Genomic DNA, 26247 nt, shown 5'->3' with positions numbered 1-26247 from the left:
AAGGCACGTTTCTGCATGAGCGCTTCGCCCAATTCCCTTGGAAATCAAGATAGTTGGGGGTTCTCGCGGGTCAGTAGTCGCCTCTGGCATATCCACGCCTGCCGATTGGTCGTTGTCTCGAAGAGGTCTCAACTCACCTTCATGAGCGATGCGCGCCAGGGCGCTCGCCACCGGCGCACGGCGGAAGCGGAATCGCTCCCCCTCATCTGTGTGCCATCCCCGCGCCGGGCCGCAGCCGCCTCCGCGTCGGCCCCGGCCGCCCCCGCGCCCGGTTCCCGCCGCCTGTGCCCCGGGGCTCGCTCGCCGGTACGCCGGGCCCAGGATGCCTCATAAGGTGAGAGGTATCGACGTGTGCGGGCGGTCGCGCACGGACGGGACGGTCGAGGAGGAGCCGCGGTGACTGAGAAGAGCCCCAAGCTGCGTGGAGCGCTGGACGGCATTCCGACGTACAAGCCCGGCAAGCCGGCCGCGGCGGGCGGCCCCGCCGCCTTCAAGCTGTCCTCGAACGAGAACCCCTATCCGCCGCTCGCCGGGGTGCTGGAGACCGCGATATCGGCCGCTGCCTCCTTCAACCGCTACCCCGACCTGGCCTGCACCGCCCTGACGGCCGAGCTGGCCCGCCGCTTCGACGTGCCGCCGGAGCACCTGGCCACCGGCACCGGCTCGGTCGGCGTGGCGCAGCAGCTGGTGCAGTCCACGGCCGGGCCGGGTGACGAGGTCATCTACGCCTGGCGGTCCTTCGAGGCCTATCCGATCATCACCCGGATCTCCGGGGCGACGCCGGTACAGGTGCCGCTGACCGGCGGCGAGGTGCACGACCTGGACGCGATGGCGGACGCGATCACCGAGCGCACCCGGCTGATCTTCGTCTGCAACCCGAACAACCCGACGGGCACGGTGGTCGGCCGGGAGGCGCTGACCCGCTTCCTGGACCGGGTGCCCGCCGAGGTGCTGGTGGTGCTGGACGAGGCGTACATCGAGTTCATCCGGGACGAGCGGGTGCCGAACGGCATCGAGCTGTACCGGGAGCGGCCCAATGTGTGCGTGCTGCGCACCTTCTCCAAGGCGTACGGCCTGGCCGGGCTGCGCGTCGGCTTCGCGATCGCGCATGAGCCGGTGGCGGCGGCGCTGCGCAAGACGGCGGTGCCCTTCGGGGTCAGCCAACTGGCGCAGGACGCGGCGGTGGCCTCGCTGCGCAGCGAGGACGCGCTGCGCGAGCGCGTGGAGGCGCTGGTCGCGGAGCGGGCGCGGGTGAGCGGGGCGCTGGCCGGGCAGGGGTGGACGGTGCCCGAGTCGCAGGCGAACTTCGTGTGGCTGCGGCTGGGGGAGCGCACGGTGGACTTCGCGGCGGCGTGCGAGGCGGCCGGTGTGGTGGTGCGCCCGTTCCCGGGCGAGGGGGTGCGGGTGACGGTCGGCGAGCGGGAGGCGAACGACATCTTCCTGCGGGTCACCGAGGAGTTCCGCAAGGAGCTGTGACGCGCGGCGGGCCGTCGGCGTAGAGCAGTTGCGGCGGCCCCGCTCGAACCGGCGTCCACGCCGACCGGTCGTAAAGGCAGAAGCATACCGATACGTTGCGCTTACGCCCCTTCCACCCCCCGGTGAGAAGGGGCGTAAATGTGTGTGCGTATGATGTGCTTGTGAATGTGAATACTTTCACAAGCTCCCTTGGGGCGCAGGCGAACCCTGCACGCAAGACCGGGCACAACCGGGCAAGACCGTAAGGAGAGATTCCCGTGGATCTGGCTCTGGCGCCGGAGACGCTGGCGCGATGGCAGTTCGGCATCACCACCGTCTACCACTACCTCTTCGTCCCGCTCACGATCTCTCTCGCGGCCATGACCGCCGGTCTGGAGACGGCCTGGGTCCGCACCGGCAAGGAGAAGTACTTCCATGCGACCAAGTTCTGGGGAAAGCTCTTCCTGATCAACATCGCGATGGGCGTGGTCACCGGCCTCGTCCAGGAGTTCCAGTTCGGCATGAACTGGTCGGACTACTCCCGCTTCGTCGGCGATGTCTTCGGCGCCCCGCTCGCCATGGAGGCGCTGCTCGCCTTCTTCTTCGAGTCCACCTTCATCGGACTGTGGATCTTCGGCTGGGACAAGCTGCCGAAGAAGATCCACTGCGCCTGTATCTGGATCGTCGCGCTGGGCACCATCCTGTCCTCGTACTTCATCCTCGCCGCCAACTCGTGGATGCAGCACCCGGTCGGCTACGCCATCGACAAGGCCACCGGCAAGGCGCGGCTCACCGACATCTGGGCGGTGCTGACCCAGAACACCACCCTGGTCGTGGTCTTCCACACCCTCACCGCCGCCTTCCTCACCGGCGCCGCCTTCATGGTGGGCATCGCCTCCTTCCACCTCTGGCGGGCCAAGCGCCGCCAGGACCGCGGCGAGGAGCTCGGCGAGAAGCAGAAGAAGCAGATCCCGGCGATGCGCGCGTCGCTGCGTGTCGGGCTGGTGGTCGCCGTGATCGCGGGCCTGGGGTCCGCGGTCAGCGGCGACCAGCTCGGCAAGGTGATGTTCGAGCAGCAGCCGATGAAGATGGCCTCGGCCGAGGCGCTCTGGGACACCCAGGCGCCCGCGCCCTTCTCGATCTTCGCCGTCGGCGATGTCGGCAAGGGGCACAACAGCGTCGAGCTGGAGATCCCCGGGATGCTGTCGTTCCTCTCGCACAGCAACTTCACCGACTCCGTCCCCGGCATCAACGACGTGGCCGCGCGGGAGGCTGCCGCCTACGGCGGGCAGCCCGAGGACTACATCCCCAGCATCTTCATGACCTACTGGGGCTTCCGGCTGATGATCGGCTTCGGGATGACCTCGTTCGTCGCCGCGCTCATCGGGCTGTGGACGACCCGGCGCAAGAAGTGGCTCTCCCCCGCGTTCCGCACCGGGGAGGACGAGGTGCCGCGGCTCATGCTCACCAAGAACCGCGAGATGAGCCCCCTGCTGACCAAGTGGTCCTGGCGGATCGGGATCCTCACCATGGGCTTCCCGCTGATCGCCAACTCCTTCGGCTGGATCTTCACCGAGATGGGGCGTCAGCCGTGGGTGGTCTACGGGCTGATGAAGACCGCCGACGCGGCCTCCCCCGGCGTCAGCCGGACCGAGGTCCTCATATCCCTGGGCGTCTTCACGCTGCTGTACGGCGTGCTCGCGGTGGTCGAGGTGAAGCTGCTGACCAAGTACGCCAAGGCCGGGCCGGACACCGACGAGAAGCCGCCGGCCAAGGACCCCCGGCTGCGGCTGCCCTCCGGCGGACCGGGCGCCGGGTCGGCCACCGGGGGCGACGCCACCGGTAACGACGACGCCGACAAGCCGCTGACCTTCGCGTACTGAGCCGGAGAGAGCCATGTCACTGCACCTTCACGACGTCTGGTTCGTGCTGATCGCCGTCCTGTGGACCGGCTACTTCTTCCTCGAGGGCTTCGACTTCGGGATCGGCGTGCTGACCAAGCCGCTGGCCCGGGACCGTACGGAACGCCGGGTGCTGATCAACACCATCGGCCCGGTCTGGGACGGCAACGAGGTCTGGCTGATCACGGCGGCCGGCGCGACCTTCGCGGCCTTCCCCGACTGGTACGCGACGCTCTTCAGCGGCTTCTATCTCCCGCTGCTGGTCATCCTGGTCTGTCTGATCCTGCGCGGTGTCGCCTTCGAGTACCGGCACAAGCGCCCCGAGGAGCGCTGGCAGCGCAACTGGGAGAACGTGATCTTCTGGTGCTCGCTGCTGCCCGCGTTCCTGTGGGGAGCGATCTTCGCCAACATGGTGCGCGGGGTGCCGATCGGACCGGACAAGAACTACGCCGGCGACCTCCTCGACCTGGCCAACCCGTACGCCCTGCTCGGCGGGGTGCTCACCCTGGTGCTGTTCACCTTCCACGGCGCCGTGTTCGCCTCGCTCAAGACGATGGGGGACATCCGGACCCGGGCGCGGCGGTACGCGGCGGTGCTGGGCCCGGTCGCCGCCGTGCTCGCGGTGGCCTTCCTCGGCTGGACACAACACGACAGCGGCAACGGGCGGTCGCTGGCCGCGCTGCTGGTCTCGGCGGTCGCGCTGCTCGCGGCGCTGGTGATGAACCGGCGCGGCCGGGAGGGCTGGGCGTTCGCCCTGTCCGGGGTGACCATCGCCGCGGCGGTCGCGATGCTCTTCCTCGCGCTCTTCCCGGACGTCATGCCCTCCACGCTGGACCCGCGGTGGAGCCTGACCGTGGCGGACTCGGCGTCCAGCCCGTACACCCTGAAGATCATGACCTGGGTCGCGGCCGTGATGACCCCGCTGGTGATGGCCTATCAGGCCTGGACGTACTGGGTCTTCCGCAAGCGGATCGGCACCCAGCACATTCCCGAGCCGACCGGTCACTGACCCCACGGGTGGTGTGTTTCACGTGAAACCAGTCGACCCCCGGCTGCTGCGTCACGCCCGGGCGACCCGTCTGTTCCTCGCCGCGTCCGTGGCGTTGGGGCTGGTCGCGGCGGGGCTTGTGGTGGCGCAGGCCATGCTGATCGCCGAGGTGGTGGTCGCCGCCTTCGTCCATGGGACGGCGCCCGGGGACCTGGTGCGCCCGCTGGCGCTGCTGGCGGCCGTCGCCGCCGGCCGCGCCGCGGTCGCCTGGCTGACCGAGCTGGCCGCCCACCGGGCCGGTGCGGCCGTCAAGTCCGAGCTGCGGCTGCGGCTGCTCGCGCATGCGGCCCGGCTGGGACCCGAGCGGATGGGCGCGCGGAGGACTGACGGGCGGGAGGCGAGGGGAACGGGCGAGCTCACCACCCTCGCCACCCGGGGCATCGACGCCCTGGACGACTACTTCGCCCGCTATCTGCCGCAGCTGGGCCTGGCGGTGGTGGTGCCGGTGGTGGTGCTGGCCCGCATCGTCACCGCCGACTGGGTCTCGGCGCTGATCATCGCCGTCACCCTGCCGCTGATCCCGCTCTTCATGATCCTCATCGGCTGGGCCACCCAGTCGCGGATGGACCGTCAGTGGCGGCTGCTGTCCCGGCTGTCCGGGCACTTCCTGGACGTCGTCGCCGGACTTCCGACCCTCAAGGTCTTCGGCCGCGCCAAGGCCCAGGCCGCGTCCATCCGCGCCATCACCGCCGACTACCGGCGGGCGACGCTGCGCACCCTGCGGCTGGCCTTTCTCTCCTCCTTCGCGCTCGAACTCCTCTCCACCGTGTCGGTCGCCCTCGTCGCGGTCGGCATCGGGATGCGGCTGGTCCACGGCGAGCTGGACCTGTACACGGGGCTGGTGGTGCTCGTCCTGGCCCCCGAGGCGTATCTGCCGCTGCGGCAGGTGGGCACGCACTACCACGCGGCGGCGGAAGGGCTGGCGGCCGCGGACGAGGTCTTCGCGGTCCTCGAACGCGAGCCCAGGGCGCCGGGCGGCGATCCCGCTCCCGACGCGCGCGGCGCGGCGCTGAGCGTGGAGGGGCTGGTGGTCCGCCACCCGGGCCGCGCCGAACCCTCCCTGGCCGCGACCTCGTTCGAGATCCTCCCGGGGGAGACGGTGGCCGTGGTCGGCCCCAGCGGGGCGGGCAAGAGCACGCTGCTGAACGTCCTGCTGGGGTTCGCCGAGCCGGCCGAGGGCCGGGTGCTGATCGGCGGGCGGGACCTGGCGTCGCTCGACCTCGACGGCTGGCGCGCCCAGGTCGCCTGGGTGCCGCAGCGCCCGTATCTGTTCGCCGGGACGATCGCCGAGAACGTACGGCTGGCCCGCCCGGACGCGGATGACGCCGCGGTGCGGGCCGCGCTGCGGGACGCGGGCGCGCTCGGCTTCGTGGACGCGCTGCCGAACGGTGCCGACACCCCCCTCGGCGAGATGGGCGCGGGGCTGTCCGCCGGGCAGCGGCAGCGGCTCGCGCTGGCCCGCGCGTTCCTGGCCGACCGGCCGGTGCTGCTGCTGGACGAGCCGACCGCCAATCTGGACGGGGAGACGGAGGCTGCGGTCGTCGAGGCGGTACGGCGGCTGGCCGAGGGCCGCACGGTCCTGCTGGTCGTCCACCGCCCGGCCCTGCTGTCCGTCGCCGACCGGGTGGTGCGGCTGCCCGGCCCCACCGCGGCCCCCCGGGTCCCGGCGCCTCGGGCCGTCCCCATGGACGGCACACACGACGCACACGGCACACACGACGCGTCGGCGGTCCGCGAGGCGGCGGGGCCGGAAGCGCACCGGGAGCGCCGCTCCTCGCTCGCGTGGGTGCGGGCATCGGCGCGGGCCTGGCGGGGCAGGTTCGCGCTCGCGCTGCTGCTCGGCACCCTCGCGCTGGGCAGCGCCGTGGGGCTGATGGCCGTCTCCGGATGGCTGATCTCGCGCGCGTCGCAGCAGCCCCCCGTGCTCTATCTGATGGTGGCGGTCACCGCGACCCGGGCGTTCGGGATCGGCCGGGCCGTCTTCCGCTACGCCGAGCGCCTGGTCTCGCACGACGCCGTGCTCCGGGTGCTCGCCGAGCTGCGGGTCGCCGTGTACCGCAGGCTGGAGCGGCTGGCGCCGGTGGGGCTGAAGGACACCCGGCGCGGCGATCTGCTCTCCCGGCTGGTCGCCGATGTGGACGCCCTCCAGGACTACTTCCTGCGCTGGCTGCTGCCCGTCGGCGCCGCGCTGGCCGTGGGCGTGGCCTCCGCCGGCTTCACCTGGTGGCTGCTGCCGGAGGCGGGCGCCGTGCTGGCGGCCGGACTTCTGGTGGCGGGGGTCGTGGCGCCGCTCGTCTCCGGGGCGTTGGCCCGCCACGCGGAGCGCCGGCTGGCCCCGGCCCGCGGCACGCTGTCGGCCCAGGTCGTCGATCTGCTCACGGGCACCGCCGAGTTGACCGTCGCCGGTGCGCTGCCGCGTCGGCTGGACGAGGTGCGGCGCGCCGACGGTGTGCTGACCCGGATCGCCCGGCGGGCGGCGGCCGCCACCGGCGTGGGCGCCGGACTGTCCGCGCTGGCCTGCGGGCTGACGGTGGCCGCCTCGGCGCTCGTCGGTGTGCGGGCGGTGGCCGACGGCCGGCTCGACGGGGTGTGGCTGGCCGTGGTGGTGCTCATGCCGCTCGCCGCGTTCGAGGCGGTCGTGGGGCTGCCGCTCGCGGTGCAGCACCGGCAGCGGGTGCGGCGGGCCGCGCGGCGGGTATACGACGTGGTGGACGGCGCGCCCGGGGGACCGGGCCCCGCCCCGGCGGCCACGGAGACCCCACAAGGGACGTATCCGCTGGTCCTGAGCGGGATATCCGCCCGGTACCCGGGGCGGCGCGAGTCCGCACTGGACGGTTTCGACCTGGAGCTGCGCCCGGGCCGCCGGGTCGCGGTGGTCGGCCCGTCCGGCTCGGGCAAGACCACCCTCGCCCATGTGCTGCTCCGCTTCCTGGACCCGCGGGCGGGCGCGTACACCCTCGCGGGCCGCGACACCGCGGCCATGGACCCCGACGCGGTACGGCGATTGGTGGGGCTGTGCGCCCAGGACGCGCACATCTTCGACAGCTCGCTGCGCGAGAACCTCCGCCTGGCCCGCACCGGCGCGAGCGACGACGAACTGCGCGAGGCACTGGCCGCGGCCCGGCTGCTGGAGTGGGTGGACGGGCTGCCGGACGGCCTGGACACGCTGGTCGGCGAGTCGGGCGCGCGGCTGTCCGGCGGGCAGCGGCAGCGGCTCGCGCTGGCCCGCGCGCTGCTCGCCGACTTCCCGGTGCTGGTGCTCGACGAGCCCGCCGAGCACCTGGACCTGCCGACGGCCGACGCGCTGACGGCCGATCTGCTGTCGGCCACACGGGGGCGCACGACCGTGCTGATCACCCATCGGCTGGCGGGACTGGAGGCGGTCGACGAGGTGATCGTGCTCGACGGCGGCCGGGCCGTGCAGCGCGGGACGTATGACCAACTCGCGGCGGCGGAGGGTCCGTTCCGGCGGATGCTGGAGCGGGAGGCCCAGGAGGGCGGCACCCTGGCGCCATCTCCCCTGGCCGGGGCCGCGGCGCTGCCCAGGTGACTTTTCACGGCGGACGGTTTACGCGGCGGCCCCGGCAACCCGGATGAGGCCGCCGCCGACCGGGAGTTAGCCCGGTCAGGGCAACTCCTCACCTGGGCGGGCCAACTATTGCGGCGTCAGCATGCGCACCCCCAGGGCGGGCAGTGGGATGAGCTTCGCGGGCCACTTGGTCAGCTTTGCCTCTTATCGCCCTATCGCCCTATCGCACTCCGCGACAGTCGTTGGCCCGACGCGGGGAAGGAAGTCGTCACGTGAACAGCCAGAGCGCAACATCCAAACGATTCCGAACGCGCCATCGGGCCGTCCTGGCCGCCGCCGCGGCGGTGGTGGCCCTGAGCAGCCAGCTGCTGACCGCGGCCCCCGCCGCCATCGCCGACGAGGGCCCTCTGGGCGGCGGTGACCCCGGTTTCGGGCCGCCGGAGTACCCCGCCGTCCTGCACGGGGTGCGGGAGTTCACCGCGACCGGGACCTTCACGCCTCCCCCGGGCGTGACCACGGTGCATGTCCAGGCATGGGGCGCCGGTGGTGGCGGTGGCGGCGGTGGCGGCGGCGCCGTCCCGACCGGTACCGCTATCGGCGGCACCGGTGGTGGCGGTGGCGCCGGCGGCTTCACCTGGTGCGTCATCCCGGTCCAGGCCCTCCAGGGCTACACGGTGAACCTGGGTGTCGCCGGTACCGCGGGTACCGCCGGGCCTGTCGGCGGCGCCGGTGGCACCGGCGGCAACGGCGGCACCACGAGCGTGACCGATGCCAGCAGCAACACCCTTCTCAACTCCACCGGCGGCGTCGGTGGCAACCCCGGCAGCCCCGGGGTGGGCGCCACGGACGGCGCCGACGGCACGGGCGGGGCCGGCGGCACGGGCCAGTGCATCACGGGCGGTGTGAGCCGGACCGGCGACAGCGGGCAGACCGGTGGCGCGGGCGGCGATGAGGTCGACGGCATCGTCGACCCGCCCGGGATCAGGGGCGAAGGCGGCGCCGGTGGCCCGGGCGGCGCGCCCAATACGCGCGGCACGGCGGGCAACCCCGGTGGCGACGGATACGTCGTCTTCTTCTGGTGATACCGCGTCGGCCATGCCGATTCCGGGCGGCTCGTGGAACCGCCCTCCGGCCACCCGGCCGGGGGGCGGGCCCGGGCGCCTCAGCCCTCCTGGATGTCCTCCCGGACGTCCTTCCGGGTGTCCTCCTGGATGCCCTCCAGGATCCGTTCGATGACGGCCGCGACGCCGTCCTCCTCATTGCTCGCGGTGAGGCCGGTGGTCGATGCCAGCACCTCCGGGTGCGCGTTGGCCATCGCGTACGAGGTGCCCGCCCAGGCCAGCATCTCCAGGTCGTTGGGCATGTCGCCGAACGCCACGACCTCCTCGGGGGCGATGCCCCGCTGAGCGCAGCACCGCGCCAGGGTGCTCGCCTTGCTCACCCCCGGCCCGCTGATCTCCAGCAGGGCGGTCGGGCTGGAGCGGGTGAAGTCGCCGTGCGCGCCCGCCACCGTGCGGCCCAGCTCCAGGAAGGCGTCGGGCGCCAGGGTGGGGTGGTGGGCGAGCAGCTTGAGGATCGGCATGCCGTCGCACTCCCCGCCGTCGGCGAGCAGTTTCTCGGCGGGGGCGATCACCGCGCTCGGGTCGCGGTTGAAGGGCGGGTACTCCGGCTCGTAGGCGATCCCGCCGGTGCGCTCGACCGCGAAGGAGGTGCCGGGGGCCGCGCCGCGCAGCGCCTCCACGACGGCCACCGCCCGCTCGCCGGGCAGCGGGCGCGCGTCGAGCAGCCGGCCGCCGTCGTGCAGATCGACGACGGCCGCGCCGTTGGCGCAGATGGCCAGGCCGTGGCCGTGCACATGGGCGCTGACCACGTCCATCCAGCGGGCCGGCCGGCCGGTGACGAAGAACACCTCGATACCCGCCCGCTCCGCCGCGGCGAGCGCGGCGACGGTGCGGTCCGAGACGGATTTGTCGTTGCGCAACAGGGTGCCGTCGAGGTCGGTGGCGATCAGCCGGGGCCGGGGGGTGGCGGGAACGGGTCTGGGCGCGGCCGGGGGCTCGGACTGCTCGGTTGCTGGGGTCACGGCAACCATCCTCCCGCATATGCCGGACACGAGTGCCGTCAGGCTCGGCGGCATATGCCCTTAGGCTCGACGGTATGCGTTTGAGCACCGTGATCCTGCCCGTGCACCGCTGGTCCGACGGCGGCCGAGAGTTGTGGCAGCGCGCCGAGGACCTGGGTTTCCACACCGCGTACACCTATGACCACCTGTCGTGGCGGAGCTTCCGCGACGGCCCCTGGTTCGGGGCGATACCGACGCTCACGGCGGCGGCCGCGGCGACGTCCCGGCTGCGCCTCGGCACCCTGGTCACCTCCCCGAACTTCCGCCACCCGGTCACGCTCGCCAAGGAGCTGATCTCCCTGGACGACATCTCCGGCGGCCGGATCACCCTGGGCATCGGAGCGGGCGGCTCCGGCTTCGACGCGACGGCGCTGCTGAGCGGCGCCGAGCAGGCGTGGACGCCGCGTGAGCGGGCGGATCGCTTCGGTGAGTTCGTGGCGCTGCTGGACCGGCTGCTGACCGAGGACGCGGTGACGTACGAGGGCCGGCACTACAGCGCCCGGGAGGTGCGCAACATCCCCGGCAGCGTCCAGCGGCCCCGGCTGCCCTTCGCCGTCGCCGCGACCGGCCCGCGCGGGCTGCGGCTCGCGGCCCGTTACGGGCAGGCGTGGGTGACCACGGGCGACCCGAAGATCTACGAGACGGGCACTCCGGCCGAGTCGGTGGCCGCCATCGGCCGCCAGATCGACCGGCTGGGCGAGGCGTGCGCCGAGGCCGGGCGGGACGCGGCCGAGCTGGGCAAGGTCCTGCTCACCGGCTTCACCCCGGACCCGGGGCGGCCGCTGTCCTCCCTCGACGCCTTCGTCGACTTCGCCGGGGAGCACGCGCGGCTGGGCATCGACGAGATCGTGCTGCACTGGCCGATCCCCGACTCGGTCTTCGCGGCGGACCTCGCCGTCTTCGAGAAGATCGCCGCGGAGGGTCTGGCGCAGCTCGACGGGTAGCCGGACCAGCGGCGGATCCACGCGGGGTCCACGCGGGGTCCACGCCGGATCCCGCACCGGATCCCGCACCGGATTCACCCGGCGAGGCGCCTTTACTCCGGCAAGACGGACACAAGGCGCAGAATCGGGTGTAGAGACTCCGGCCGTGACCGTCGCTGGGGAGGCACCCATGCCACGTACCCGCTATGCCCCTGATCGGGGACTGACCACCCGCATGGTGACCACGATGTTCTTCATCGGTCTGCTGTATGTGGTCTTCGTCGGTGTGCTGCTGGCCCTGCTGCGCGGGGCCTGGCCGCTGATCGTGCTGCTCGCGGGCGGGTTGTTCGTGGCGCAGTTCTGGTTCAGCGACCGGATCGCGGCGTACTCCATGGGCGCCCGCGAGGTCACCCCCGAGCAGGCGCCCGAGCTGCACGGCGCGGTCGACCGGCTGTGCGCGCTCGCCGACATGCCCAAGCCGAAGGTGGCCATCGCCGACAGCGATGTGCCCAATGCCTTCGCGACCGGCCGCAACCAGCGCAACGCCATGGTGTGCGCGACCACGGGGCTGCTGCGCAGGCTGGAGCCGGAGGAGCTGGAGGGCGTGCTCGCGCACGAGCTGTCCCACGTCGCCCACCGCGATGTGGCGGTCATGACCATCGCCTCGTTCCTGGGCGTACTGGCCGGCATGATGACCCGCATCGCCCTGTGGGGCGGGCTGACCAGCCGCAGCAGCCGGGACAGCAACACCGCCATCGCGATGCTGATCATCCCGCTGGTGAGCGCCGTGGTCTACACCATCAGCTTCCTGCTCACCCGGCTGCTGTCCCGCTACCGGGAGCTGAGCGCTGACCGCGCCGGCGCGCTGCTGACCGGCCGGCCCTCGGCGCTGGCCGCCGCGCTGACCAAGGTGACCGGGCAGATGGCCCGCATCCCGACGAGCGATCTGCGCCGGGCGGAGCCGTTCAATGCCTTCTTCTTCGCCCCGGCGCTGAGCGGGGAGAGCCTGACCCGGCTGTTCGCCTCGCACCCCACGCTGGAGCAGCGCCTCGACCAGCTGGCCCGCGTCTCCGCGCAGCTCGGCCAGGCGGAGAGGGGCTGAGGGAGCCATGGGTTTCTGGGACGCGATCCTCGGCCGCAGCAAGCCCGCGCGCCCCGACCTCGACCAGCTCTTCGCGCTGCCGTCGGCGGCGGTGACGCTGGAGGCGGGGGCGGGGTTCACCCCCACCGGGCTGGGCTCGGTGTGCTTCGCGAGCGTCGAGGGCGGCGCCTTCGACCGGCTCCAGGCGGACGTGCGGGACCTGCTGGACGCGGACACCGAACGCGGCGGGGTGCCCGTCGAGTTCAGCCGGGACGAGTACGGCTACACCTGGCTGCTGGCCCGGCAGCCGCCGGACGACCTGGCGGCCCTGGTGAGCGATCTGCACGCGGTCAACACCCTGCTCCAGGAGGCCGGTTTCGGTCCCCAGCTGCTGTGCTCGCTGGTCGGCTTCCGGGACCCGGAGGGTCGGCCGCTGGCGCTGGTTTATCTGTACAAGCGCGGCACGTTCTACCCCTTCTCGCCGCTGCCCGGCCGTGGCGAGAAGCGCGACAACGCGCTTGAGCTCCAGGTGCGGGGGCTGCTCGGTGACGACCTACGGGTCGAGGAGGACCTGAGCCGCTGGTTCCCGGTGTGGGGAGCCCCTGGCATGGCGGGCTGAGTACACCAGCGGCTTCCCGCTATGGGTGTCAGATGCTGCTCGTCTTGGCGAAGGCCACGAACGACGACCAGGCTGCGGCCTCGAATATGAGCGCCGGGCCGTCGGGGGCCTTGGAGTCCCGTACGGGGACCCGGCCGGAGGCGGCGATGTCCGGCGCCCACTCAACGCAGCTGCCGCCTCCGTTGCCGCTGTAGCTGGACTTGATCCACTTTGCGTGGAAAAGGTCGGGGATGGTGCTCATGTTGGTAATGCCTCCATCGTGGACCGGATGAGCGCGGCTGAATCGCCCGGCGAGAGGGCATGCGCTGTGAGTAGATCGTAGGACCGCTGGAGGAAGGCGACAGCCTCCTTACCTTCCAGCAGCGTTCCAGTTGTGATGCTTTCTTCGTAGGCAACCTGACTACCGGAGTCCAGAGTCATCAGTGTCAGCGTTCCGCCTACCAAGGCATGCCCGCCGTGCTCGAACGGCAGAATCTGCACGACGGTTGTGGGGGTTTCCGTCAACTCAATGAGGCGGGCCAGTTGCGCCCGCATGACCGTCGGGCCACCGAAGTGGCGGCGAATCACCGCCTCATCGAGGATGTAGAACAGGTCCGGGGCGGGGTCGGCTTGCAGCAGTACTTGCCGACTCGCGCGAGCCGACCACAGCTCATCAATCTCGTTCGGCGTCGCCTTCGGGTTGTGCTTCTCGAACTGTGCACGGGCATAGCCCTCGGTCTGCACCAGACCGGGCACGATCTGGCAGGCGTACTCCCGGATGATCTGTGCGCGTGCCTCCAGCTCCATGCGACGGCGGAACTGGTCGGGGTGGATCTCCTTGCGAGCGAGGGCGTACAGCTTCCCGAAGATGCCATCCGTACCGAACGCCGCGTCGAGCATGGACGGCAGTTCCGGCGGAATCATGGATTCGGCCGTCTCGAACCGCGCCAGCGAACTCTTGCTGAACTTGGTGATCTCGGCCAGGGCCTCAAGGGACATCCCTGCCGCTTCACGCAACCGGCGCATCTCCGAACCGAACAGGTGGCGGGCGGATCGATCTGGCGTCAGTGCGCGTGGCCGAGCTGGCATCGAGCAACCTCATTTCCCGATGGGCCGGTTGGGACATCAATGACTTCAGATCGTACGCGCAGGGCGACAGGCTGTTACCGCGCAAGGTGGCCATTGGCCACGAGCAGGAGCGCCAGATGAGAGAAGGCCCCCTGGTGATGGTTTCCCCCGAACAGATCAGCGAATCCGTGCCGGACGCCGCGAGCAGAAGTGATCTCCGACGTGTGTCCCTCCGTATAGCTCACCGACTACGCCGGACGGTGAACGCAACCAGAGGGCTGCTGCGGCGCGTGCGGCACGTCATCGCGACTGGCCGGGGTCGGTATAGCACGGTGTACGTGGCGGCTCGCCCCGCCCACACTCCCGTACCGCCTCCGAAACCCGTTGCCGTCGAGTCCCCCGTGCCCTCCTCTGTCCTCTACGAGGACCCGCCCACGCTCCGCCTTCCGCGCATCCCTGCTGCTGAGCGCTTCCCGATTCTCTGGGACTTCGACCCTGTGGGGCTGTACGTCCTCCAGTACGAGCGAGAGCGAGCGTTGGGAGCGGCGCGGTGAGCGCGGACACGCCTCCACAGGAGACGCAGGGGGGTTCCAGCCCTCGCCCCACTCCCAAGGAGCTGGAGCAGCGCGCGGAGGCTCTGGCCAAGGCGATCCGCAAGCATCTGGAGCGGGGGACGCGGCGGTGAAGTCGTTGATGGCGCGGGGCATGACCGCTGGAACCCGAGGCTGCGCGCAGTGCGAGGAGTACACCGCGTTGCGCGAGAAGGCCAAGCAGGACGGGGATTACGACAAGGCGACCACGTACGAGATCTTGCGCCGCCGTCACCCGTCCCACGAGATGCCGAGCCGTACGGCTCGTTGGGGGTTGCCCGCATGAGCCGGCCGACGCCGTACAGGGTCCCGAAGGTGGGTCAGGAAGCGTACGACGCTGCGACGGGGCGCGTCGGTGTCCTCCAGGACGTCTGCCACGTTGACGATCTTGCCTTCGACCACAGGATGCCGGGGCCCCGCGTCGCGTTCCTGCGTCCGGCCGAAGGCGGGCGGGAGTGGATGACCGACGCCGGAAACGTCAAGTTCCCGGAGGAGGTGAAGAAGCGCCTCGAGGTTCATAGATTGTGCCAGGCGTGATTGCAGGCGCCGCGACACTCCACTTCTCTTCGTCGTGTGTCAGCAATCACGAATGTCGAAAGCAGGACGCGGAAGGACTTTAGATGCTCGCTCGGAGGGAGATTAATAATCTTCCCCATCTGTTCGAGAATTGGTTCTCGAACTATCAGCACAGCAGGGGTCATCGTTGGCTTCACCCCTGACTGTGCCAGGCCGTTTCGCCCGTCCTCCGATGTTACGTGGGCCTGCATTGAGTATCGAACCACCTCTTGCAGCACCGCTTTCTGTTCGGCCTGGGCCAGCGAGCCGAACCAGCTTACGGCCGCTTCCATGCTGCGTAGTCCTTGGGCAACCTCATTGATCATTCGCTCCGACTCTCTCATGCGATCACCCGCTTTCGGGCTCGAATACAACATACGGTTTATCTCTGTCAAGCTCTGCATAGTCTGGTCGGTTCGGGTTATGAGTCTGCCAGAAGTCCCGACCCCGTCCACTGCCCTCGCCGTCGCCTGTTCCTCTCGGCAGGGAATTGTGGACGCTGTGTCGGGTCCTGGACGGGCCAGACAGGATGTAATCCCAGTCCGATGCAGGGTTGGACGTTCCGCTCGCTCGGCTTCCAACTACGATGATTGGCTCACCTGCCTTATTGGCGGCATTCTGAATTCGCCGAGCATCGTTCGGACTTATGCCAGCCTCTGACGGCGTCCGCATTCCTGGGCCGCGCCACTTATCGGCGCAATCCGGAGCGAGGCCGAGGGGATCGGCCCAGGTGTAGGGGTTATCGATATATGACGCTGGGTTTGGAGCTGGAGCCAGGCCCAATGGGTCCGGTGACGCGTAGCGGGCGGTTTCGGGGTCGTAGTGGCGGAAGTAGTTGTAGTGGAGGCCGGTTTCCGGGTCGGCGTATTGGCCGGGGAAGCGGAGGGGGCAGTCGGCCGAGCTGGGTGGGGTGGGGAGTGGGGTGCCCCAGAGGGTGGTGCGGTGTTGCCAGGCGAGGGTGCCGTCGGAGGTGACGAGTTCGGTAGGGGTGCCGACGACGTCGGTGATGATGGCGTGGAAGCGGGCGTCGTACTCCTGTTGGAGGATGGATGACGTTTCGTCCATCGGCTCGGGCGGAGTGTGGCGCTCGGTTTGGGATATGGGGCGGTGGGTTCCTGGGGCGTAGTCCCAGGTTGTTGTGGCGCCGTCCGTTGTGGTTTGTTCGGCCAGGCGGGTGCCGTCCCAGGTGAAGTGGATCTGGTCGGCTACTGTGCCGTCCTCCGCCAGGCGTTGTTTGGCGATGCGGCGGCCCAGGGGGTCGTACGTGTAGGTCCACTCCTCGCCGTGCGGGGTGGTGGCCTTGGTGAGGCGGTCTTCCGCGTTCCAGGTGTAGGTCCAGGTGCGGGTCTGGCCGTTGAGGAGTTTGCGGGTGCGGCGGACGAGGCGGCCCTGGGCGTCGTGTTCGTAGGTGGTGTGGCCGGCGCGGTGGATGATCGTGCCGGAGAACTGGCGGTCGCCGGGGGCTTCGTGGCCTGGGGCGGTGGCGTGGGTGAGGTTGCCCGCGCTGTCGTAGGTGTAGGTCTCGGTCCAGCCGTGGGCGTGGACCGCCGTGACGCGGCCGACCGGGTCGAGGTCGAAGCGGCGGGTGCCGGAGGTCAGCTCGCGGATTTCGGTGAGGTGGTCGTCCGGGCGGTAGGTGTACTCCCGGTGCTGGAGCAGCGTGGAAGTGTCGCCATGGGTGAGGGCCTGAGTCGTCAGGCGGTCCAGGTTGTCCCAGGTCTGGGTGAGCGCCACGTCGGCGCCGAACGTGCGTGATGTCTCGCGGCCCGCCGCGTCGTGGGCGAAGTGCAGCGTGTTGTCCGCCGTGGTGAGCGTTGTGGGGCGGCCGGTCGCGTCGTACGTCCATTCCGACCGCAGGCCGCTCGGGGTGATGCGTTCGGTGCGGTTGCCTGCCTGGTCGTAGGCGTAGACGGTGGTCTTGTCGTTGACCGTCTCGGTCAGGGCCCTTCCCCGCGCGTCATACGTGCGGCGCAGGTCCGTGTCCGGGTTCGCTGCCTGCGTCAGGCGGCCCCCGGCGTCATACGCGAACGTCGTCTCCGTGCCGTCCGCCGTGCGCGTCACGATCGTGCGGCCCAGTGTGTCCCGGGTGTAGGTGAGGGTTTCCCCTGCTCCGTTCTCCCGGGATATCAGGCGGCCCGCCGCGTCGTGCTCGTACCTGAGCGTGCGGTCGTTGAAGTCCGTCTCCGCCGTGACCTGCCCCGCTCCGTTGTAGGTATAGGTCCAGGTCCGGCCCTGGGGATTCGTGACCGTCGTCAGGCGTAGCTCGGTGTCGTATGCGAAGGCGTACGTCGCTCCGTCCGGGTCCGTACGCGTCGCCGGGAGGTCGAAGTGGGTGTGGGTGTGGCGGGTGGTGTTGCCGGCCGGGTCGGTGTGTTCGGTGAGGTTGCCTTCGGCGTCCCAGGTCCAGGTCTCGCGGGTGCCGTCGGGGCGGGTGCGCCAGGAGGGCTTGCCCTCGATGGTCCAGCCCTGGCGGGTGACGTGACCCAGGGGGTCGGTGATGCGGGTGATGCGGCCGTGGGTGCCCCGGCGGACGGTGGTCGTGTTGCCCAGCGCGTCGGTGACCTCGACCGGCAGGCCCGCCTCGTTGCACTCCACGCTCGTGGTGTGGCCCAGCGGGTCGGTGACGGAAGTCAGGTTGCCCGAGTCGTCGTATGTGTAGTGGGTCTCCGCGCCCGTGGGGTCCGTCGTGCGGATCCGGTTCCCCCGGTCGTCGTACGCGTGGCGCCACACGGCGCCGTCCGGTTCGCAGAGTTCCAGCGGCTGGCCGTACTCGTCATAGGTGGCCGTGGCCGCCGTGCCGTCCGGGCGGTCGACGCGTATGAGGTTGCCGGAGTCGTCGTACGCGTAACGCGTGGCGTGACCCAGCGGGTCGGTCACCGAGAGCGGGAGGCGATTGGTCTTCGGATCCCACTGGGTGCGGGTCATGTTGCCCAGCAGATCGGTCTCGGTCACCACCTTGCACGCCTCGTTGTAGACGTAGGTGGTCCGGTTGCCCAGTGAGTCGGTGTAGACGGTGGTGCGGGACGCTTCGTCGTAGTGGAATCGGCCGGTCATCATGTTGTCCGAGCCGATGGTGCGCAGCACGCGGCCCCGGTGGTCGTAGACGTACCCGAAACTGGTGCCGTTGCGGTCGGTCCAGGACGTGATGCGGTGCTGGTCGTCGTAGGTGAACCGCAGCGGTTCATCGGCGGAGTTGATGACGTCGGTCAGGTCGCCCGCGCCGTTGTAGGCGAAGGAGACCAGCGTGGTGCCCGCCTCGGCGTCGCCGACGCCCAGCAGGCGCAGCGCGGTGATGCGCAGCAGCTCCGGGTCGGCGTCGATCGCGATGCGGTAGCCGCCGGAGTGCACCACCTCGACCGGGGTGCCGTCGGTGTCGTAGGTGAAGGTGATGGACCGGCCGTTGCGGTCCTCGATCATCTGGAGGGGGAGTTCGTTGCCGTCGGCGGCCAGGGGTGTGAAGTGCAGGGTGCGGGCCTGCTCGGGGACCTCGATCCGCATCGTGCCGCCCGCCGTGCCATCCCAGCGCAGAGGCCAGCGCGGGCCCCGCACCGGGTATGTGTCCTCCTCGGGGCGAGGGACCGCGTACCGCAACACCATGCCGTCGGCCGCGACGAACACGATCCCGTCCGCGTCCAGCTCCAGCCGCTGGTCGAGGGTGGCGGACCAGGTGCGGCCGAACCATCCGCCGCAGGTGTGGCCGGAGACGAAGTTGCGCTCAAGGACCAGCGGCAGCGCGCCGGGCAGGGACACGTCCGTGGCCGGCATGACCATTTCGCCGGTCGTCACGTCGACCGGGTCGCCCTTGCACTTCTTCTCGACCCCGCACTTGTCTGTGCCCTTGCTGTTCGCCCGGTCGTGCGCCTCACCGTCCCGGCCCAGCGCCTTCTTGCGCGCCGCCAACCGCTCGGCGGCGCTGCCGCCCACGTCCAGCTTCTTGCGCAGCACGCTCGCGCCGCCCGTGGTCAGGGCGAGCAGCAGCTCCGGTGTGATCTCGCCCGCTGCCCGCAGCGGGTCCTTGGACCACATCTCCCAGTTGGTGGCCGCCTTCAGGAACTCCTTCGGGTGTTGTCTGGCGTACTCCAGGCCGTCGCCGATATTGGCGAGCTGCATACCGAAGCCGCCGAGGTCGCCCTTGAGGAGCGAGGCGGGGAGCTCGGCCAGGCCGAGGATGCCATAGTGGGCTTTCCACAGCCCGTCTTTGACGCCCTCGCCGAACTTCTGCCAGTTACTCGGCTTGTTCGGGGCCTTCTCCGCCGCCTTGTCGATCTTCTTCTTCGACGCCTCGGCGACTAACCGCAGCTCCTCGACCAGCTTGTCCAGCCGACCGACACAGTCCTCCATCGCCGCGATACCCGGATCGGTCTGCGCGGGCTTCTCCGGCAACTGCTCATCGCCCCGCGTCACCGCGTCGTTGTAGGCATCGACCTTCTTGTGGTGCGACTTGGACGCCGCCCGCGCCGCGTCCGCGTCCTCGATGATCGGCTCGCACCGCTTCTGCACCGACCGCAGCTTCGTGGCATACGCGGCCAACGCGCTCGCCGCGTGCGTGAACTGGTCGTGGCCTGAGGTGAGTTCCTTCGGCAGCCGGTCGACGGCCTTCCGGAAGTCGCCCGCGCCCTTGCCCTGCCAGTCCTCCAGGTCCAGCGGGCGCAGCTTGTCCTTGCCGTCCTGGAAGGCGCCCGCATACGCGCGTAGCTCCAGCACCAGGTCGTCGACGTCGCCCGGGTTTCCGGGGATCAGGTCCTTGGGCTTCGCGCCCTCCGGTATCCGTATCTGCGGTGGCCGCACCGCATCCGGGTCTGCCATCAGGACTCGTCCTCGTACTCGCCCAGCGCCTTGCGCGCGAACTCCGCCAACGCCGTATTCCCCGGGCGCTTCTCCATCTCCGGCGCCCCTATGTGTTCCCAGGACCACTTGCCGGCCGCGCCCGACGGGAGCTTGGCCATGTTCGCGTCCGAGGGCCAGAAGTCCTTCACTCGCATCAGGTCCGCCAGCATGTACCCGGCCACCGCCTCGTACAGCCGCTCCACCACCGCATCCGCATGGTCCGCGAGCTCACCCATGCCGAAGCCCCACTCCTTGACGAACGCCTTGCCCGACTCCAGGAGTTCGGGCGAGCCGCAGTGCTGGAGATAGGCCGTCAGCTTCTCCTGGCCGTTCTTGACCGCCTTGGCCGCGACCACCGACTCCTCCAGCGGGAGGATCTGCGCCTTCACCGCAGCGATCTCGAGCTTGTACCCGTCAGCGCCCTCGTTACCGCCGTACTTGCCGTCCGCGCCACCCTCGGTAGGGGCCCGGTTTACATCCCTCGCGTCAGGATCCGCCACCGTCAGCCCCCTCCTCCTCGCGCAGTGTCTGCTCGTCCAGCAGGAACGGGCGCTTGCTCAGCGGGTCCACCAACGCCCGTACGCCCTCCGGCAACAGGCCCACCAGGTCCTCGGCCGTCGTAGAGGCCCACCCGCACGCCCCCGCGAAGCGCGCGAGCCCTTCGAGCGAGGTGAACACCGGCACGAGCGGGCCGGCCTCCGCCGTCTCCGAGACCAGGAATCCCGGATTCTCCGGGCGCTGGAAGTACAGCCGCGCCTGGCGCAGCGCCGCCCACTTCTCCCGCTCCGACATCTGCGCGGCGGTCTCCTGGCGTACCAGGTCGGCCAGGCTTGGTTTGCCGCCTTGACCAGGCGGTCTGGTGTTCCCTCCCCCAAACATGAGGGCTATCTTCACACAGGTGACCGACACCATGGGTGACTGACACGCGGCTCTTCGCAACCGGTCGGCCTGCCGAAAGTGCCGGTCCCCTACGGGATTGTCAGACCCGAGAACTAGGGAAATCCAGCCGTCTGGACTGACGTCGGGTGTGTCCCACACCACTACGGTCGAAGACGTGACTGTGATCGCCACCGAAAGCCTGAGCAAGCGGTTCCCCCGGGTCACCGCGCTTGACCGGCTCTCCGTCGACATCACGCCGGGCGTCACCGGCCTGGTAGGTGCCAACGGGGCCGGCAAGTCCACCCTGATCAAGATCCTGCTGGGGCTGTCCCCCGCCAGTGAGGGCCGTGCCTCCGTCCTCGGCCTCGATGTGGCCACCGACGGCAGCGCCATCCGCGAGCGGGTGGGCTATATGCCCGAGCACGACTGCCTGCCGCCCGATGTCTCGGCGACCGAGTTCGTCGTCCATATGGCGCGCATGTCGGGGCTGCCGCCCACCGCCGCCCGTGAGCGGACCGCCGACACCCTGCGCCATGTGGGGCTCTACGAGGAGCGGTACCGCCCCATGGGCGGCTACTCCACCGGCATGAAGCAGCGCGTCAAGCTCGCCCAGGCGCTGGTGCACGACCCGCGGCTGGTCCTTCTCGACGAGCCCACCAACGGCCTCGACCCGGCGGGCCGTGACGAGATGCTCGGCCTGATCCGCCGGGTGCACACCGACTTCGGCATCTCGGTCCTGGTCACCTCGCATCTGCTGGGCGAGTTGGAGCGCACCTGTGACCACGTCGTCGTCATCGACGGCGGCCGGCTGCTGCGCTCCAGCTCCACCCGGGAGTTCACCCAGGCCACGGCCTCGCTCGCGGTCGAGGTGACCGACACCGCCGCGCACCCGGACGGCACGGCCGCGCTGCGCGCCGCCCTCGCCGAGTCCGGGCTCACGGTCCGGGCCGCGGGCCGCTCCGGGGACGGGGCCGCGTCCGCCTCCGAGCATCTGCTGCTCGTGGACGTCGACGGTGACGAGACCTACGACGCGGTCCGCGACGCCATCGCCCGGCTGGGCCTCGGCCTGATCCGCATGGAGCAGCGCCGCCACCGCATGGCGGAGATCTTCCGCGACGACGACGGAAACGACGGAAACGACGGAAACGGAAGCGGAGGTGCCGCCGATGCCGCCTGAGACCCAGACCCAGCAACGCGCCGAAATTCACAACATCGGCTACCGCCACTACGACGGCGCTCGCCTCGGCCGCGCCTACGCCCGCCGCTCGCTGTTCTCCCAGAGCCTGCGCGGCGCCTATGGCCTCGGCCGCTCCGCCAAGTCCAAGGTCGCGCCGATGCTGCTGGCCGCCGTGATGTGCGTGCCCGCCCTGATCCTCGTCGCGGTCACCGTGGTGACCAAGCAGAACCGCCTCCCCGTCGAGTACACGCGCTACGCGGTGATCATGCAGGCCGTCATCGGCCTCTACACCGCGGCCCAGGCCCCCCAGTCCGTCTCCCGGGACCTGCGCTTCAAGACCATCCCGCTCTACTTCTCCCGCCCCATCGAGGCGGCGGACTATGTGACGGCCAAGTTCGCCGCCATGGCCTCCGCCCTGTTCGCCCTCACCGGCGTCCCCCTGGTGATCCTCTACGTGGGTGCCCTGCTCGCCAAGCTGGACTTCGCCGACCAGACGAAGGCCTTCGCGCAAGGACTGGTCTCCGTGGCTCTGCTCTCCCTCCTCTTCGCCGGCATCAGCCTGGTTGTCGCCGCGCTCACCCCACGCCGGGGCTTCGGCGTGGCGGCCGTCATCGCCCTGCTGACCATCTCCTACGGCGCGGTGTCCACCCTTCAGGCCATCGCGTGGGACCAGGGCAACACCGGCGCGGTCAGCTGGATCGGGCTGTTCTCGCCGATCACGATCATCGACGGCGTCCAGACGGCCTTCCTCGGCGCCACCTCCGCCTACCCCGGCGGATTCGGGCCCGACGCCAAGGCGGGACTCCTCTTCCTCCTCGTCCTCCTCGGCCTGATCGCCGGCTCCTACGGCCTGCTCCTGCGCCGCTACCGAAAGGTCGGGCTGTGACCACGATCGCCATCGACAATGTCTCCCGCTGGTTCGGGAACGTGGTCGCCGTCAACGACGTGACCATGGCCATCGGCCCCGGGGTCACCGGCCTCCTCGGCCCCAACGGCGCGGGCAAGTCCACCCTCATCAGCATGATGGGCGGCTTCCTGGCGCCCTCCACCGGCTCCGTCACCCTGGACGGGGCCACCATCTGGCGCAATGAGCAGGCGTACCGCCGGATCGGCATCGTGCCCGAGCGCGAGGGGATGTACGACTTCCTCACCGGCCGCGAGTTCGTCATCGCCAACGCCGAGCTGCACGGGCTGCCCGACCCGCGCGCCGCCGCCCGCAAGGCGCTGGAGACCGTCGAGATGGACTTCGCGGGCTCCCGCCGCATCGCCACGTACAGCAAGGGCATGCGCCAGCGGGTGAAGATGGCCTCCGCGCTGGTCCACGAGCCGTCGGTGCTGCTGCTCGACGAGCCGTTCAACGGCATGGACCCGCGCCAGCGGATGCAACTCATGGACCTGCTGCGGCGCATGGGGGACGACGGCCGTACCGTCCTGTTCTCCTCGCACATCCTGGAGGAGGTCGAGCAGCTCGCCGCGCACATCGAGGTGATCGTCGCGGGCCGGCACGCGGCCTCCGGGGACTTCCGCAAGATCCGCCGCCTGATGACCGACCGTCCGCACCGCTATCTGGTGCGCTCCAGCGACGACCGCGCGCTCGCCGCGGCCCTCATCGCCGACCACTCCACCACCGGCATCGAGGTGGACGTGAGCGGCGGGCCCGAAGCCGGCCTGCACATCCAGGCGGTCGACTTCGCCCGCTTCACCGAACTGCTGCCCCGCGTCGCCCGCGATCTGGGCATCCGGCTCCTCACGGTCTCGCCTTCCGACGAGTCCCTGGAGAGCGTGTTCTCCTACCTCGTCGCGGCCTGAGCGGCCGGAAAGGAGCCTTGAGGCGATGTCCTCGCTCTACCACCCCACCGTCGCCCGGCTCACCTACCGGGCCCTGCTCGGCCGCCGCCGTGCGCTGATCCTGTTCATCCTGCCCGCGCTGCTGCTGGCCATCTCGGTGGCCGTACGGGCGCTGGCCGGCGTCGACGACGGCACCGCCGACTCCGTCCTCGGCGGCTTCGCACTGGCCACGATGGTCCCGCTGATCGGGGTGATCGCCGGTACGGGCGCGATCGGCCCGGAGATCGACGACGGCTCGGTCCTCTATCTGCTGTCCAAGCCCGTCAAGCGGCCCACGATCATCTTCACCAAGTTCGTCGTCGCGACCGGCGTCACGGTTCTCTTCTCGGCGGTGCCCACGCTGCTGGCGGGCTTCATCCTCAACGGCAACGGCCAGCAACTGGCGGTCGCCTACGCCGTCGCCGCCACCGTCGCCTCGGTCGCCTACAGCGCGATGTTCCTGCTGCTGGGCACCGTCACCCGGCATGCGGTGATCGTGGGCCTGGTCTACGCCCTGGTGTGGGAGTCGCTGTTCGGCAGCCTGGTCCCCGGGGCCCGCACGCTCAGTGTCCAGCAGTGGTCGCTGGCGCTGGCCCAGAAGGTCTCCGACAGCGGGCCGGTCACCTCGGTCGTCGGCCTGTCCACCGGCGTGGTGCTGCTGCTCGTCGTGACCGTGGCCGCCATCTGGTTCGCGGGCCGGAAGCTGCGGACCCTGACCCTCGCGGGCGAGGAGTGACCGCGGGCGAGGAGTGACCCCGTTGACGACAGGCCCTACGGGCGCCAGCGGGCCGGGACGGCGGTGAAGCGGCCGCCGGTCTCGGCGGTGGCCGCCGCGCTCGGCGCGGCCGCCACCGCCGTCCTGTGCCCAGGGGCGGCGTTGGCCCGGTCCAGGGCCGAGGCCACCGTGGCGGACGAGCCGAGCAGCACGGTCGCCGCCACACAGGCGACCGTCCACGGTGCCCGCAGCATCCGCACCCACCCCGACGTACGCCCCACAACCGCCGTGCCGCTCATGCCGTCCTCCGATCCTCATCGGTGCCGATGAGGCGATCCTGACGGGCGGAGTTGTCGATCAGCCCTACGTCACCTACGAGGCAGCTGTGGACCGGGCCCGGCTCAGGTGCGGGCCGGTTCTGTCTCGGGCGCGGTCTTCTCGGGGGCGCCGGGCCCCGCCGCCGTGCCCGGGCCGCCGCGGACGACGGCCAGCACCAGCGCGCCCGCCACCAGCGCGGTGACCCCGGAGATCACACAGATCCGGTCCAGACCCGCCACGAAGGACTCGTGCACCAGCGCCTTCGCCGCCTGCGCCCGCCCCGCCGGGGCGGCGGCGATCACCGCGTCCGCGTGCCCGCCGCTGATCGCCTCGGCCGCCTGTCCGGCGGCGCGCGCCGGGACGGATCCGCTGTCCTCGACGACATCGCGCACCCGCGCCGCGAACACCGTGCCCAGGACCGCGATCCCGAGCGCGTACCCCAGCTGCCGGAAGGTGTTCACCGCGCCGCTGGCCATCCCGGCGCGCTCCGGCGGCGCCGAGCCGAGCGCCGCCGACACCAGGACGGGCATGGCCAGACCGATGCCGAGCCCGCCGAGCATCAGCCCGGGGACAAAGGCCGTCCAGTCCGAGTCGGCCGTCAGCCGCACGGCGGTGACCAGGGCCGCGGCGCCCACCAGCAGCAGCCCGCCGCCGAGCGCGCGCCCCGGGGCGACCCGCCCCAGCAGCCGTCCGCCCGCCGCGCCGACTACCAGCGCGACCCCCGCCATCGGGGTCACCGCCAGGCCGGCCTCCACCGGGCTGAGCCCGAGCACCGACTGGAGCCACATCCCCGCGTAGGTGAGGTACGGGAAGGCCGCCGCCTGGAGCAGCAGGGCCGCGACCATCAGCACCGCGAAGGACGGACGGCGCATCAGCCCCAGATCCAGCAGCGGCTGTCGCTTCCCGCGCTCCACCAGGACGAACACGCCCAGCGCGAGGGCGGAGACCACCAGCGACACGACCGTGCCGCCCTCGGACCAGCCCTCCTCGCCGCCCCGTATCAGCCCGTACGTCAGCGCCCCGGCGCACAGCGTGAAGAGGGCGGCGCCCGGCCAGTCGATCCGCGCGCCGGGCGCGCCGCGCGACTCGTCGACCGTACGGATCGTGATCCACACCGCGAGCGCCGTCAGCGGCAGATTGACCAGGAAGATCGCCCGCCAGTCGGCGTACTCGGTGAGCAGCCCGCCCAGCACCGGGCCGACCGCCGCGGCCGCCCCGCTGGTCCCGCCCCATACGCCGAAGGCGATGCCGCGGTCCCGCCCGGTGTATGTGGCCATCAGCAGCGGGGTGTTGGTGGCGAACATCGCCGCCGCGCCGACGCCCTGCACCCCGCGGGCGGCGATCAGCACCCCGCTGTCCGGGGCAAGGCCGCAGGCCAGCGAGGAGAGCGCGAAGACGGCGAGGCCGAGCAGATACAGCCGCCGCCGGCCGAAGACGTCGGCCGCCGAACCGGCGGCCATGAGCAGGGCGGCGAGCGCCAGTGCGTAGATGTCCATCACCCACTGGAGCGAGGTGAAGGAGGCGTCCAGCCCCTGCGCCACCTGCGGCAGCGCCGTGTTCACGATGGTGACGTCGATCAGCAGCATGAAATTGCCGAGGGTGATGGCCGCGAGCGGCCACCATTTGCTCCGCAT

Annotated in this window: 24 protein-coding genes; 15 read left to right on the top strand and 9 right to left on the bottom strand. The window is 70.8% G+C overall.

Annotation, left to right across the window (positions count from 1 at the left end):
* Positions 1 to 396: 396 nt before the first annotated feature.
* From hisC to ACH4S9_RS37665, 5 genes are all read left to right on the top strand, one after another.
* On the top strand, positions 397 to 1476 hold the full coding sequence (gene hisC, locus ACH4S9_RS37685; RefSeq protein WP_361185700.1) for a histidinol-phosphate transaminase: 1080 nt from the start codon (positions 397 to 399) through the stop codon (positions 1474 to 1476).
* Positions 1477 to 1733: 257 nt separating this feature from the next.
* Positions 1734 to 3338, top strand: coding sequence for a cytochrome ubiquinol oxidase subunit I (locus ACH4S9_RS37680; RefSeq protein ID WP_398376180.1), 1605 nt, complete (start codon positions 1734 to 1736; stop codon positions 3336 to 3338).
* A gap of 19 nt (positions 3339 to 3357) precedes the next feature.
* Positions 3358 to 4365 carry a cytochrome d ubiquinol oxidase subunit II gene (gene cydB, locus ACH4S9_RS37675; RefSeq protein WP_398376232.1) on the top strand — a complete coding sequence of 336 codons (1008 nt, stop codon included), beginning with the start codon at positions 3358 to 3360 and terminating at the stop codon, positions 4363 to 4365.
* 22 nt (positions 4366 to 4387) lie between these two features.
* Positions 4388 to 7954, top strand: coding sequence for a thiol reductant ABC exporter subunit CydD (gene cydD / locus ACH4S9_RS37670; protein WP_398376177.1), 3567 nt, complete (start codon positions 4388 to 4390; stop codon positions 7952 to 7954).
* 251 nt (positions 7955 to 8205) lie between these two features.
* Positions 8206 to 9015, top strand: a complete 810-nt coding sequence (locus ACH4S9_RS37665) for a hypothetical protein (RefSeq protein ID WP_398376173.1) — start codon at positions 8206 to 8208, stop codon at positions 9013 to 9015.
* An 80-nt stretch (positions 9016 to 9095) separates the two neighbouring features.
* On the opposite strand, the gene ACH4S9_RS37660 is transcribed toward ACH4S9_RS37665, so the two are convergent.
* Positions 9096 to 10025, bottom strand: a complete 930-nt coding sequence (locus ACH4S9_RS37660; RefSeq protein WP_398376169.1) for an HAD family hydrolase — start codon at positions 10023 to 10025, stop codon at positions 9096 to 9098.
* A gap of 65 nt (positions 10026 to 10090) precedes the next feature.
* Between ACH4S9_RS37660 and ACH4S9_RS37655 the strand changes: the two genes are divergently transcribed.
* From ACH4S9_RS37655 to ACH4S9_RS37645, 3 genes are all read left to right on the top strand, one after another.
* On the top strand, positions 10091 to 10999 hold the full coding sequence (locus ACH4S9_RS37655; protein WP_398376167.1) for an LLM class flavin-dependent oxidoreductase: 909 nt from the start codon (positions 10091 to 10093) through the stop codon (positions 10997 to 10999).
* A 169-nt stretch (positions 11000 to 11168) separates the two neighbouring features.
* Complete coding sequence (gene htpX / locus ACH4S9_RS37650; RefSeq protein WP_311726043.1) at positions 11169 to 12080, top strand: zinc metalloprotease HtpX; 912 nt, start codon at positions 11169 to 11171, stop codon at positions 12078 to 12080.
* A gap of 7 nt (positions 12081 to 12087) precedes the next feature.
* Positions 12088 to 12678: a hypothetical protein gene (locus ACH4S9_RS37645; RefSeq protein WP_398376163.1), complete on the top strand. Its 591-nt coding sequence runs from the start codon at positions 12088 to 12090 to the stop codon at positions 12676 to 12678.
* Between the two features lie 28 nt (positions 12679 to 12706).
* On the opposite strand, the gene ACH4S9_RS37640 is transcribed toward ACH4S9_RS37645, so the two are convergent.
* A complete protein-coding gene (locus ACH4S9_RS37640; protein WP_398376159.1) occupies positions 12707 to 12919 on the bottom strand; it encodes a DUF397 domain-containing protein in 213 nt (70 codons plus the stop codon).
* Positions 12916 to 13746 (bottom strand): helix-turn-helix domain-containing protein, encoded by an 831-nt coding sequence (locus tag ACH4S9_RS37635; protein WP_398376154.1) that lies wholly within the window; start codon positions 13744 to 13746, stop codon positions 12916 to 12918. The genes ACH4S9_RS37640 and ACH4S9_RS37635 overlap by 4 nt, the downstream gene beginning before the upstream one ends.
* A 529-nt stretch (positions 13747 to 14275) precedes the next feature.
* Here ACH4S9_RS37635 and ACH4S9_RS37630 point away from each other — a divergent pair.
* The 3 genes from ACH4S9_RS37630 to ACH4S9_RS37620 are packed head-to-tail and all read left to right on the top strand — an operon-like array spanning position 14276 to position 14852.
* Complete coding sequence (locus tag ACH4S9_RS37630) at positions 14276 to 14410, top strand: hypothetical protein (protein WP_398376152.1); 135 nt, start codon at positions 14276 to 14278, stop codon at positions 14408 to 14410.
* A 20-nt stretch (positions 14411 to 14430) separates the two neighbouring features.
* Positions 14431 to 14601, top strand: a complete 171-nt coding sequence (locus ACH4S9_RS37625; RefSeq protein ID WP_398376150.1) for a hypothetical protein — start codon at positions 14431 to 14433, stop codon at positions 14599 to 14601.
* A gap of 29 nt (positions 14602 to 14630) precedes the next feature.
* Complete coding sequence (locus ACH4S9_RS37620) at positions 14631 to 14852, top strand: hypothetical protein (protein WP_385342296.1); 222 nt, start codon at positions 14631 to 14633, stop codon at positions 14850 to 14852.
* On the opposite strand, the gene ACH4S9_RS37615 is transcribed toward ACH4S9_RS37620, so the two are convergent.
* The 4 genes from ACH4S9_RS37615 to ACH4S9_RS37600 are packed head-to-tail and all read right to left on the bottom strand — an operon-like array spanning position 14831 to position 20489.
* On the bottom strand, positions 14831 to 15163 hold the full coding sequence (locus tag ACH4S9_RS37615) for a DUF5958 family protein (RefSeq protein WP_398376148.1): 333 nt from the start codon (positions 15161 to 15163) through the stop codon (positions 14831 to 14833). The genes ACH4S9_RS37620 and ACH4S9_RS37615 overlap by 22 nt on opposite strands.
* Positions 15164 to 15218: 55 nt before the next feature.
* Positions 15219 to 19676: a putative T7SS-secreted protein gene (locus ACH4S9_RS37610; RefSeq protein ID WP_398376146.1), complete on the bottom strand. Its 4458-nt coding sequence runs from the start codon at positions 19674 to 19676 to the stop codon at positions 15219 to 15221.
* Entirely contained in the window at positions 19676 to 20197 is a 522-nt protein-coding gene (locus tag ACH4S9_RS37605) for a hypothetical protein (RefSeq protein ID WP_311726051.1), read from the bottom strand. Before ACH4S9_RS37605 ends, ACH4S9_RS37610 begins: the two co-directional genes overlap by 1 nt.
* Positions 20184 to 20489: an SseB family protein gene (locus ACH4S9_RS37600; RefSeq protein ID WP_311726199.1), complete on the bottom strand. Its 306-nt coding sequence runs from the start codon at positions 20487 to 20489 to the stop codon at positions 20184 to 20186. Before ACH4S9_RS37600 ends, ACH4S9_RS37605 begins: the two co-directional genes overlap by 14 nt.
* A gap of 235 nt (positions 20490 to 20724) precedes the next feature.
* Between ACH4S9_RS37600 and ACH4S9_RS37595 the strand changes: the two genes are divergently transcribed.
* From ACH4S9_RS37595 to ACH4S9_RS37580, 4 genes are read left to right on the top strand one after another with little or no spacing between them, the layout of a single operon-like run.
* A complete protein-coding gene (locus ACH4S9_RS37595; RefSeq protein WP_398376143.1) occupies positions 20725 to 21753 on the top strand; it encodes an ABC transporter ATP-binding protein in 1029 nt (342 codons plus the stop codon).
* Positions 21743 to 22639, top strand: coding sequence for an ABC transporter permease (locus tag ACH4S9_RS37590; protein WP_311726053.1), 897 nt, complete (start codon positions 21743 to 21745; stop codon positions 22637 to 22639). Before ACH4S9_RS37595 ends, ACH4S9_RS37590 begins: the two co-directional genes overlap by 11 nt.
* On the top strand, positions 22636 to 23562 hold the full coding sequence (locus ACH4S9_RS37585; protein ID WP_398376142.1) for an ABC transporter ATP-binding protein: 927 nt from the start codon (positions 22636 to 22638) through the stop codon (positions 23560 to 23562). Before ACH4S9_RS37590 ends, ACH4S9_RS37585 begins: the two co-directional genes overlap by 4 nt.
* Before the next feature lie 25 nt (positions 23563 to 23587).
* Positions 23588 to 24316, top strand: coding sequence for an ABC transporter permease (locus ACH4S9_RS37580; protein ID WP_311726055.1), 729 nt, complete (start codon positions 23588 to 23590; stop codon positions 24314 to 24316).
* Positions 24317 to 24351: 35 nt separating this feature from the next.
* Here the strand turns inward: ACH4S9_RS37580 and ACH4S9_RS37575 are convergent, their stop codons facing one another.
* Both ACH4S9_RS37575 and ACH4S9_RS37570 read right to left on the bottom strand, forming a co-directional pair.
* Positions 24352 to 24594 (bottom strand): hypothetical protein, encoded by a 243-nt coding sequence (locus ACH4S9_RS37575; RefSeq protein WP_311726056.1) that lies wholly within the window; start codon positions 24592 to 24594, stop codon positions 24352 to 24354.
* 102 nt (positions 24595 to 24696) lie between these two features.
* Positions 24697 to 26247: an MFS transporter gene (locus tag ACH4S9_RS37570; RefSeq protein ID WP_398376138.1), complete on the bottom strand. Its 1551-nt coding sequence runs from the start codon at positions 26245 to 26247 to the stop codon at positions 24697 to 24699.

The organism is Streptomyces sp. NPDC021225 (assembly GCF_044332865.1).
Lineage (GTDB): Bacteria > Actinomycetota > Actinomycetes > Streptomycetales > Streptomycetaceae > Streptomyces.
This window is presented reverse-complemented; position numbering and strand designations above follow the sequence as displayed.